Below are 7188 nucleotides of genomic sequence, written 5' to 3'. Positions count from 1 at the left end.
TCGAGCTGACCGGTTCGCAGCATCGTGTCGGTGCGGACACCGTCGAGCTGACCGGTTCGCAGCATCGTGTCGGTGCGGACACCGTCGAGCTGACCGGTTCGCAGCATCGTGTCGGTGCGGACACCGTCGAGCTGACCGGTTCGCAGCATCGTGTCGGTGCGGACACCGTCGAGCTGACCGGTTCGCAGCATCGTGTCGGTGCGGACACCGTCGAGCTGACCGGGGTCAGACCCGCAGTGCCCGCGCCCGGTAGACTGGTCTGCTATGTCTGATGGCCCCCTGATCGTCCAGAGCGACCGCACCGTGCTGCTCGAGGTCGCGCATGCCGACGCCGAATCCGCTCGGCACGAGCTGGCGATCTTCGCCGAGCTGGAGCGCGCGCCCGAGCACATCCACACCTACCGCATCACGCGGCTGGGGCTGTGGAACGCCCGCGCTGCCGGGCACACCGCCGACGACATGCTCGAGACGCTCGATCGCTGGTCGCGCTTCCCCGTGCCGCCCTCGGTGACCGTCGACCTGCGGGAGACGGTGGGCCGCTACGGCCGGCTCGTGATCGAACGCGACGACGAGGGTCTGCTGGTGCTGCGCTCCACCGATCCGGCCGTGCTCGCCCAGGTGGCGAACAACAAGCGCATCCAGCCGCTGCTCATCGGGCACCCCTCCCCCGACAGCTACGTCGTCGACGCGTGGGCGCGCGGCCAGATCAAGCAGGAGCTGCTGAAGATCGGCTGGCCGGCGGAAGACCTCGCCGGCTACACCCCGGGAACCCCGCACGAGATCGACCTCGACGAGGACGGCTGGACCATGCGGCCGTACCAGCGCCAGGCGGTCGACGCCTTCGCAAAGGACGGCTCAGGCGTGGTCGTGCTGCCGTGCGGCGCGGGCAAGACGATCGTCGGCGCGGGCGCGATGGCCGCGACCCGGACGACGACCCTGATCCTGGTGACGAACACCGTCTCGGCACGGCAGTGGCGCGACGAGCTTCTCAGGCGCACCTCGCTCACCCCCGAGGAGATCGGCGAGTACTCCGGTCAGGCCAAGGAGGTCAAGCCGGTCACGATCGCGACCTACCAGATCCTCACAGCGAAGCGGAAAGGTCAGTACGCGCATCTCTCGCTGCTCGACGAGATGGACTGGGGTCTGATCGTCTACGACGAGGTGCACCTGCTTCCGGCTCCCGTGTTCAAGCTGACCGCCGACCTGCAGGCGCGCCGCCGCATCGGACTCACCGCGACGCTCGTGCGCGAGGACGGCCGCGAGGGCGACGTGTTCAGCCTGATCGGGCCCAAACGCTTCGACGCCCCGTGGAAGCAGATCGAAGCGCAGGGCTTCATCTCCCCCGCCGCCTGCTACGAGGTGCGCGTCGACCTGCCGCCGAGCGACCGGCTCGAATACGCCGCCGCGACCGACGACGAGCGCTACCGTCTGGCCGCATCCGCCCCGGCGAAGATCACCGCGGTGCGCGAGCTGATCGCGAAGCACCCCGGCGAGCGCATCCTGGTCATCGGGCAGTACCTCGATCAGCTCGAGAGCCTCTCGCAGGCGCTGAACGCCCCGCAGATCACGGGGGCGACTCCGGTCGACGAGCGCGAACAGCTGTACCGGCAGTTCCGCGAGGGCGAGATCTCCCTGCTCGTGGTGTCGAAGGTGGCGAACTTCTCGATCGACCTGCCCGAGGCGTCGGTCGCCATCCAGGTGTCGGGCTCGTTCGGGTCGCGCCAGGAGGAGGCGCAGCGTCTGGGCCGGCTGCTGCGACCCAAGCAGTCGAACCACACCGCGAGCTTCTACACGCTGATCGCCCGTGACACGATCGACCAGGACTACGCGCAGAACCGTCAGCGCTTCCTCGCCGAGCAGGGGTACAGCTACACGATCATGGATGCCGTAGACCTGGCCGCCTGAGCGGGAACCCGACGTCAGCCGGTCTCGTCCCCGGGCCTCACGCCGCAGCGCCAGCACGGGGCCGCGAGGTCGTCGAGCAGTGCACCGCACTCGGGGCACACCTGCGAGAGCCAGCAGGCGCTGTCGCCGTGCTGTTCCTCGCCGCCGTCGACCATGCGACCGAGGTTACCCCGCCCTTTCGGAATCTCCCCCACGGGCGAACCAGTCGAGGCAGAGCCCGGCGACGGCATCCGGCGCGTCGTCGACGACGAAGTGGGCGGCGCCGTCGACGAAGGCGAGGTCGAAGCGGTCGGCGTACCGATCCTGTCCGCGGCAGATGTGGCGCACCGTCTGCTCGGCGAACGGACCGTCCTCACGGCCGAACACCGCGAGCGTCGGCGGGTGCAGCCGCTGCCTCTTGTAGTGCCCGCTCGCGAGGCGCATCACCTCGGGGATGATCATGCCGCGGTAGAGCGCACGCACCGCGGCGTCGAATCCGGGGCGTCCCTGCACGCGCAGATACCCGTCGACGACGTCGTCGGTCATCGGCTTCGCCGCGTAGTCGGGCCCGAACAGCCACGCGAGCGACCGTCCCGCCCGGTGCGTCAGCAGCGGGGGCATGTGCTTGAAGGCGGGGAGGAGCTTCGGGCTGAAGGTCATGAACCCCGGTGGCATCGCGAACTGCACGGCGGTGCGCACCCGCTCGGGGTGGGTGTAGCTGAGCTGACCGGCGACGACGGCACCGAGGTCGTGGCTCACGACGTGTGCGTTCTCGACGCCGAGGGCATCGAGCATCGCGATGAGATCCGCGCGCATCGAGGTGCGACGGATCGCGGGGTCGTCCGCCTCTGTCCAGCCGGAGCCGCGCAGATCAGGGCAGATCACGCGGTAGCCGTGGGCGGCGAGCTGCGGCGCGACGCGCCGCCACTCCCACCAGTGCTGCGGAAATCCGTGCAGCATCAGCACGGCTTCTCCGTCGCCGATGACGGCGACGTGGCTGCGCAGTCCGGGGGTCTCGACGATGAGGTGCTCGAAGCCCGCCGCCGGCGGGAGCGGCGGAGACCAGTCACGGTCGAGCGCTGTCTTCGACGATGACGGTACATCCATGATGAGCCTCCCAGTCGCTCCAGCGGGTCGTCATCGGCCCTGCGGCCAGGTTACTATGTTCGTAGTATTTTATCACTATGGAAGTAGTAGCGAATAGGCTCGAGGTGTGAGCAGCACCCGACGACGCGCGCAGGACGCGGCGGTCGATCTCATCGGCGCCGAGGGCATCCGCGCGCTCACACACGGCAGGGTCGACGCCGCGGCGTCACTTCCCGCCGGCTCCACATCGAACCACTTCCGCACGCGGGCGGCTCTCATCGCCGGTGTGATCGAGGGGATGGCAGCCGCAGAGCGGGAGGATGCCGGGGCCTCGGCGATCCGCTCCCGCGACGACCTCGTGGGCGCCCTGAGCCGGATGATCGAGGTGCAGTCGGGCCCCCTCGCCGGTCGCACCCGGGCGCGATACGCCCTGTTCCTCGAAGCGGATGCCGACGCCGCGCAGCCGCTGCGAGAGCAGCGGCTCGGCATGGAGGCGTGGATCCACGGCATCCTGCTCGAACTCGGCAGCCCCCCGGCTGCCGCTCGCGCGCCGTTCCTGATGGCGGCGTGCGAGGGGCTGCTCCTGCACCGGATCACCGTCGACCCCGACGCTCCGATCGCCGAGGTCGTCGCGGTCGCGGTGGATGCGGCCCTGGCATCCTGACCCGCGCGCCGAACCCAATCAGCCACCGCAGGGCCGCAGTCACCATAATGGGGTCATGACTGATGCGCGAATCCTGGTCGTCGACGACGAGCCGAACATCCGCGACCTGCTCTCCCGGGGTCTCAGCTTCGCCGGGTTCACGGTGCGGACCGTGGCGAACGGAGCGGCCACCATCTCGGCCGTCCTCGAGGAGGAGCCCGACCTCATCATCCTCGACGTGATGCTCCCCGACATGAACGGGTTCAGTGTGACCAAGCGCCTGCGAGGCGCCGGCTTCACCGCCCCCATCCTCTTCCTCACCGCGAAGGACGACACGCAGGACAAGATCGAGGGCCTCAACGCCGGCGGCGACGACTACGTGACGAAGCCGTTCGCCCTTGACGAGATCGTCGCGCGCGCCCAGGCGATCCTCCGCCGCACCATGCAGGCCGATGAGGAATCGCTGATCCGCGCCGGCGAGCTGTCGATGGACCAGGACACCCACGACGTCTTCGTCGGCAAGGTGCCGATCGAGCTCAGCCCCACCGAGTTCAAGCTGCTGAAGTACCTCATGCTGAACCCGAACCGGGTGCTGTCGAAGGCGCAGATCCTCGACCACGTGTGGGAGTACGACTTCAACGGCGACGCGGGCATCGTCGAGAGCTACATCTCGTACCTGCGTCGCAAGATCGACCCGCACACCGAGGAGTCGGTGATCCAGACCAAGCGCGGCTTCGGCTACATGCTCAAGGTCGGCAAGTCCGCGTAGCGGATTCCGAGCCGAGGCGGTCATGGCAGGCGAGCCCGACTCCGTCACCCTGTGGTGGCGGCGCATCAGCCTGCGCGCCAAGGTCACCGGCGTCACCGTCGCCGTGCTCGCCCTCGGCCTGATGATCGCCGGCATCGGCACGGTGCCGATCCTGCGCGGGGCGATGATCAACAACATCGACGCGCAGCTGCCGGCCCTCGCCACCACCGGTCAGGCCGAGCGCTTCTTCGACGTGTCGGCCGACGGCGGCCGGCTCGTCTTCGAGCCGGCCGAGATCGCACCGCGTCCCACCGAATTCATGGTCGCGTTCTACACGGCGAGCGGCGAGTTCGTCGCGGAGGCGGGCGGTCAGGCGTCCGGTACCCGCCCCGAGTTCCCCGCCGCGTTCACGCTGCAGGACGCCGTCAGCCAGGGCGATCAGGTGATCACCCTGGACGGCGAGGAGGGTGAGACGTACAGCGCCGTCGCCTCGGCGCAGTCGGCGCAGGACCCCCAGGGTCTCACCTACGTGCAGATCGTCGCGCTGCCGCTCGACGAAGCCGACCGCATCGTTGCCACCTACGTCGCCGTGTACACCACGGTGGCCCTGGTCACCATCCTGCTGGCCGCGCTGCTCACCCGCGGACTCGTGACCCTGACCTTCCGCCGGCTCGGGCAGGTCGAGTCGACGGCCATGGCGATCGCGGCCGGGGACTTCAGCCAGCGCCTCACCGACCTCGAGCCGACCACCGAGGTGGGCCGGCTGAACTGGGCCATCAACACCATGCTGGATCGCGTCGACCGCTCGCTCGCGCAGCGCGACCGCACCGTGCAGAACATGCGACGGTTCATCGGCGACGCGAGCCACGAGCTGCGCACTCCGCTGGTGAGCGTGCGCGGCTACGCCGAGCTGTACCGGATGGGCGCGATCACCGGCGAGGAGGACACCGCGCGCGCGATGGAGCGCATCGAGAAGGAGGCGATCCGCATGGGAGTGCTCGTCGAGGACCTGCTCGCGCTCGCCCGCCTCGATGAGGAGCGGTCGCGCGAGCTGCAGATCGAGCCGCTCGACCTGCGCCCGATCGCACGGGATGCGGCGCTCGATCTGCGGGTCGCGGCTCCCGGACGCACGATCACCGTCGTCGACACCACCGCAGACGAGCACGAGACCCCCCGCCTGCATGGCAAGTCGTCGAGCACCGACCCGGTCCCCGAGCCGCCGCGCTCGGCGACCACCCGTCCGGCGAATCCGCTGGCCCGCCTGCGTCGACGCCCCCGGCCGGCCACGCCGGTGCCCGCCATCGACTTCACCGAGGCGACGGATGCCCCGGTGCGCACGCCCCCGATCGTCCTCGGAGAGGACAACAAGGTGCGCCAGGTGATCACGAACCTGCTCGGCAACGCGCGCCGGTTCTCACCGGGCGACAGTCCGATCGAGCTCGTCGTGGGAGCGGATCGCCGGCGAGGCGTGGGCACGATCTCGATCGTCGACCACGGCGAGGGGATCCCCCCGCAGATCCGCGAGCAGATCTTCGAGCGCTTCTGGCGCGCCGACACCTCCCGGGCGAGGGAGACGGGCGGCTCGGGCCTCGGGCTCGCGATCGTCGCATCGATCGTCGAATCGCTGCACGGCGCCGTCTCGGTCGAGGCGACGCCGGGTGGAGGTGCGACGTTCATCGTCGCCCTGCCGCTGGCGCCGGCGCAGTCCACGCCCGCCCATCTGCTGGAGGAGACGCAGCCGATCGAGCGACTGGACCGCTGAGCGTCGACTGACTCTGCACAGTCCAGGCGCCGGGCGGGCTGTGCACGGATAACGGAAATCGGCGTCGTCCCCCGCTGCGGCGACGTCTAGCCTCGAAAGCCCATCGAGAGGAGACCCCATGTCCGTCTTCACCGTCGACACCGACGCCGTCCAGGCCGCCAACGGCGCCGCCTACGCCACCATGGAGCGGCTGCAGAGCGAGTCGGCCGCGCTGATGGCGCAGCTGACCCAGCTGCAGTCGTCATGGACCGGTGCCGCGGCCGCCGCGTTCCAGCAGTGCAGCGAGCAGTGGCGGGGAGCTCAGATGCACGTCGAGCAGGTGCTGGGATCGATCAGCAGCGCGCTCGGTTCGGCCGCGGCGCAGTACGCGGATGCCGATCAGTACTCCGCGAGCCTGTTCCGCTGATGACGCGCAGAACGCCCCCTGCGGTGAGGCAGGGGGCGTTCGATGCAGTGCTTCAGATCCTCGGGATCAGAAGTCCATGCCGCCGGACGGGTCGGCCGGCATGGCCGAAGCCTTCTCCGGCTTGTCGGCGACGACGACCTCGGTGGTCAGGAACAGACCGGCGATCGACGCGGCGTTCTGCAGCGCCGAGCGGGTGACCTTGGCCGGGTCGATGATGCCCTGTGCGAACATGTCGCCGTACTCGCCCGTGGCCGCGTTCAGACCGTGGCCGGCGGGAAGCTCGGCCACCTTGTGCGAGACGACGCCGGGCTCGAGGCCCGCGTTGATCGCGATCTGCTTCAGCGGAGCACCGGTTGCGACGCGGACGATGTTCGCGCCGGTCGCCTCGTCACCCTCGAGCTCGAGGGTGTCGAGCACCTTGGCCGACTGCAGCAGCGCGACGCCACCACCGGCGACGATGCCCTCTTCGACGGCCGCCTTCGCGTTGCGGACGGCGTCTTCGATGCGGTGCTTGCGCTCCTTGAGCTCGACCTCGGTCGCGGCACCGGCCTTGATGACGGCCACGCCGCCGGCCAGCTTCGCGAGGCGCTCCTGCAGCTTCTCACGGTCGTAGTCGCTGTCGGTGTTCTCGATCTCGCGACGGATCTGCGTGACGCGAC

At 69.6% G+C, this 7188-nt stretch carries 8 protein-coding genes; 5 read left to right on the top strand and 3 right to left on the bottom strand.

Annotation, left to right across the window (positions count from 1 at the left end):
- The coding region (locus tag RT309_RS12720) for a hypothetical protein (protein ID WP_313357579.1) at positions 1–191 on the bottom strand (191 nt) is incomplete at its 3' end.
- A gap of 73 nt (positions 192–264) precedes the next feature.
- Between RT309_RS12720 and RT309_RS12715 the strand changes: the two genes are divergently transcribed.
- The gene (locus RT309_RS12715) at positions 265–1905 is read left to right on the top strand and encodes a DNA repair helicase XPB (protein WP_313357578.1); all 1641 of its coding nucleotides are present in this window, start codon (positions 265–267) and stop codon (positions 1903–1905) included.
- 165 nt (positions 1906–2070) lie between these two features.
- Here RT309_RS12715 and RT309_RS12710 read toward each other — a convergent pair whose 3' ends face one another.
- Complete coding sequence (locus tag RT309_RS12710) at positions 2071–2991, bottom strand: alpha/beta hydrolase (protein WP_313357576.1); 921 nt, start codon at positions 2989–2991, stop codon at positions 2071–2073.
- Between the two features lie 106 nt (positions 2992–3097).
- Here RT309_RS12710 and RT309_RS12705 point away from each other — a divergent pair, with 106 nt between their 5' ends.
- The 4 genes from RT309_RS12705 (at position 3098) to RT309_RS12690 (ending at position 6529) form a co-directional block, all read left to right on the top strand.
- Positions 3098–3634, top strand: coding sequence for a TetR family transcriptional regulator (locus tag RT309_RS12705; protein WP_313357574.1), 537 nt, complete (start codon positions 3098–3100; stop codon positions 3632–3634).
- Between the two features lie 55 nt (positions 3635–3689).
- Positions 3690–4382: a response regulator transcription factor gene (locus tag RT309_RS12700; protein WP_313357573.1), complete on the top strand. Its 693-nt coding sequence runs from the start codon at positions 3690–3692 to the stop codon at positions 4380–4382.
- 22 nt (positions 4383–4404) lie between these two features.
- Entirely contained in the window at positions 4405–6123 is a 1719-nt protein-coding gene (locus tag RT309_RS12695; RefSeq protein ID WP_313357571.1) for a HAMP domain-containing sensor histidine kinase, read from the top strand.
- Positions 6124–6241: 118 nt separating this feature from the next.
- Positions 6242–6529: a WXG100 family type VII secretion target gene (locus RT309_RS12690; protein WP_313357569.1), complete on the top strand. Its 288-nt coding sequence runs from the start codon at positions 6242–6244 to the stop codon at positions 6527–6529.
- A 66-nt stretch (positions 6530–6595) separates the two neighbouring features.
- On the opposite strand, the gene RT309_RS12685 is transcribed toward RT309_RS12690, so the two are convergent.
- The coding region (locus RT309_RS12685) for a TCP-1/cpn60 chaperonin family protein (RefSeq protein WP_313357567.1) at positions 6596–7188 on the bottom strand (593 nt) is incomplete at its 5' end.

The organism is Microbacterium sp., assembly GCF_032084865.1.
In the GTDB taxonomy this organism is placed as follows: domain Bacteria; phylum Actinomycetota; class Actinomycetes; order Actinomycetales; family Microbacteriaceae; genus Microbacterium.
The sequence above is the reverse complement of the archived record's forward strand: the minus strand, read 5'-3'. Positions and strand labels throughout refer to the sequence as shown.

What these genes read in the sequence shown, in the direction of transcription:
- RT309_RS12715 (WP_313357578.1), top strand. Translation starts at nt 265, where the DNA reads ATGTCTGATGGCCCCCTGATCGTCCAGAGCGACCGCACCGTGCTGCTC.
- RT309_RS12710 (WP_313357576.1), bottom strand. Translation starts at nt 2,991, where the DNA reads ATGGATGTACCGTCATCGTCGAAGACAGCGCTCGACCGTGACTGGTCT.
- RT309_RS12700 (WP_313357573.1), top strand. Translation starts at nt 3,690, where the DNA reads ATGACTGATGCGCGAATCCTGGTCGTCGACGACGAGCCGAACATCCGC.
- RT309_RS12695 (WP_313357571.1), top strand. Translation starts at nt 4,405, where the DNA reads ATGGCAGGCGAGCCCGACTCCGTCACCCTGTGGTGGCGGCGCATCAGC.
- RT309_RS12690 (WP_313357569.1), top strand. Translation starts at nt 6,242, where the DNA reads ATGTCCGTCTTCACCGTCGACACCGACGCCGTCCAGGCCGCCAACGGC.